This window comes from Kitasatospora sp. NPDC007106, from assembly GCF_040634455.1.
GTDB lineage: Bacteria > Actinomycetota > Actinomycetes > Streptomycetales > Streptomycetaceae > Kitasatospora > Kitasatospora arboriphila.
Window position 1 is genome coordinate 1 of record NZ_JBEYFP010001011.1, and the last position, 1,978, is coordinate 1,978.

Annotated in this window: 3 protein-coding genes and 1 pseudogene; 3 read left to right on the forward strand and 1 reads right to left on the reverse strand. The window is 76.2% G+C overall.

What is annotated here, in order from left to right; genetic code table 11:
- On the forward strand, nucleotides 1-730 hold a 730-nt coding region (locus ABZ641_RS35155), incomplete at its 5' end, for a methyltransferase domain-containing protein (protein WP_359988457.1).
- A gap of 21 nt (nucleotides 731-751) precedes the next feature.
- Here ABZ641_RS35155 and ABZ641_RS35160 read toward each other — a convergent pair.
- Nucleotides 752-952, reverse strand: coding sequence for a hypothetical protein (locus tag ABZ641_RS35160; protein ID WP_344626689.1), 201 nt, complete (start codon nucleotides 950-952; stop codon nucleotides 752-754).
- Nucleotides 953-1,058: 106 nt separating this feature from the next.
- On the opposite strand from ABZ641_RS35160, the pseudogene cobU reads away from it, so the two are divergent.
- Nucleotides 1,059-1,607, forward strand: a pseudogene (gene cobU, locus ABZ641_RS35165) (bifunctional adenosylcobinamide kinase/adenosylcobinamide-phosphate guanylyltransferase); the annotation flags it as partial.
- A 23-nt stretch (nucleotides 1,608-1,630) separates the two neighbouring features.
- Nucleotides 1,631-1,978, forward strand: a 348-nt coding sequence (locus ABZ641_RS35170; RefSeq protein WP_359988459.1) for a nicotinate-nucleotide--dimethylbenzimidazole phosphoribosyltransferase, incomplete at its 3' end; no start/stop codon positions are given.

The window sequence follows — 1,978 nt, forward strand, 5'->3', positions numbered from 1 at the left end:
GCAGGGCGGCCTGCGCAGCACCGTCCGCGAGGAGCTGCTGACCCGGCAGCTCGCCGAGCAGCTCGCCGGACGGACGGGACTGCGGGTGCTGGACGTCGGCTGCGGACAGGGCACCCAGACCGTGCGGCTGGCCCGCGCCGGGCACGCCGTCACCAGCGTCGACCCCGACCCGGTCACCCTCGGCGCCGCGCAGGCCGCGGTCGCGGCCGAGCCCGCCGACGTGCAGGCGCGGGTGCGGCTCATCGGCGGGGACGGGCACGCCTGCGGGCGGTGGTTCCCGCCGCGCTCCTTCGACGTCGTGCTGTGCCACGGCGCCCTGATGTACCTCGCCGACCCGGACCCGCTGCTCGCCGCACTCGCCCGGGTGCTCGACACCGGCGGCGTGCTGTCGCTGCTCGTCCGCAACGCCGACGCGCTGGCCATGCGCCCCGCGCTCGCCGGCGACTGGCGCACCGCCCTCGCCGCCTTCGACTCCTACCGCTGCACCGACCGGTACGGCGTCCCCGCCCGGGCGCACCGGCTCGGCGAGCTGACCACCACGCTCTCCGGCATCTCGGTGCCGCTGCGCCACTGGTACGGCGTCCGGGTCTTCACCGACGCCGCACCCGACGAGGCGGCACCGGTCGACGGCCGGCAGCTCGCCCAGCTCCTCGACGCCGAGGAGCGGGCCGGCCGGCAGGACCCGTACCGCCAGGTCGCCGGCCTGCTCCACCTCGTCGGCGCCAAGTAGACACGCGGGCGGGCGGCCTTCCTAGGCCTCGTGCAGGCTCATCGAGTAGATCTCGCGGTCGTCCTCCAGCAGGACCGCCCGGTCCACGCCGTCCGCCAGCAGCTGCTTGTAGGTCTCGCCGATCCACGACTCGGCGTCGCCCTGGCCCGGGAACTCCTCCTGGCCGCCCGGCTGGTCGACCCCGGTGCCGTCCTGCTGCTCGAACCGCCACGTCCACACCATGTGTCGGACTCCTCCCGCTCGGTGACCTCGACGTGCGCACACTAGCGTGCCCGCCCCGCCGCACCGCCATACCCCGTGCGGCAGGATGATCCGCATGGCACTCCCCCGCACCCTCGTCCTCGGCGGCGCCCGCTCCGGCAAGTCCACCCGCGCCGAGCTGATGCTCGCGCCGTACCCGGACGTGCTGTACGTGGCCACCTCGGGCACCCGGGACGGCGACCGGGAGTGGGCGGACCGGGTGCGCCTGCACCGGGAGCGCCGGCCCGCCTCCTGGCGCACCGCCGAGACCTGCGACCTGGAGGCGGTGCTCGCCGACCGGGAGGACCCCGCCCCGGTCCTGATCGACTGCCTCGCGCTCTGGCTCACCGCCGTGATGGACGAGCACGGCGCCTGGTCCGACGACAGCTGGCACGGCGGCGGCGAGCAGGCCGTGCAGCGGCGCTGCGAGGCGCTCGCCGCGGCCTGGGCGGCGACCCGGCGGCCCGCGGTCGCGGTCAGCAACGAGGTGGGCATGGGCGTGGTGCCCGCGACGGCGGCCGGCCGGCGGTTCCGGGACACCCTGGGGCGCCTCAACATGGCGGTCGCCGACGCCTCCGAGCAGGTGCTGCTCGTCGTGGCAGGGCAGGTGCTGACCGTCAAAGCCGGTGCCGTGTAGCCTTCCGAGCGATGGACACGACCGTGGATCTCGACAGTTTCTCCTCCCTCGTCGAGCGGCCCGACGAGGCCGCCCGCAAGGCCGCCGAGGAGTACCGGCAGCAGCTCGGCCTGCCGCCGGGCGGCCTCGGCTCGCTGGAGGAGCTCGGCGCCTGGCTCGCCTCCGTCCAGGGCGCGGCCCCCGTGCGGCCGGTGGCCGCCGCGAAGGTGCTGCTGTTCGCCGGAGACCACGGCGTCGCCGCACTCGGCGTCTCCCGGCCCGGTCCCGGCCGGAGCACGGCGGCCCGGGTGCACGCCGTGCTGGAGGGCACCGCGCCGGTCGCCCTGCTGGGGTCGGACCGGCGATCCTGCTGCTGCTGGTCGGCCTGGTTG

Coding starts and splice junctions, on each gene's coding strand:
- ABZ641_RS35160 (WP_344626689.1), bottom strand. CDS start 952: ATGGTGTGGACGTGGCGGTTCGAGCAGCAGGACGGCACCGGGGTCGAC.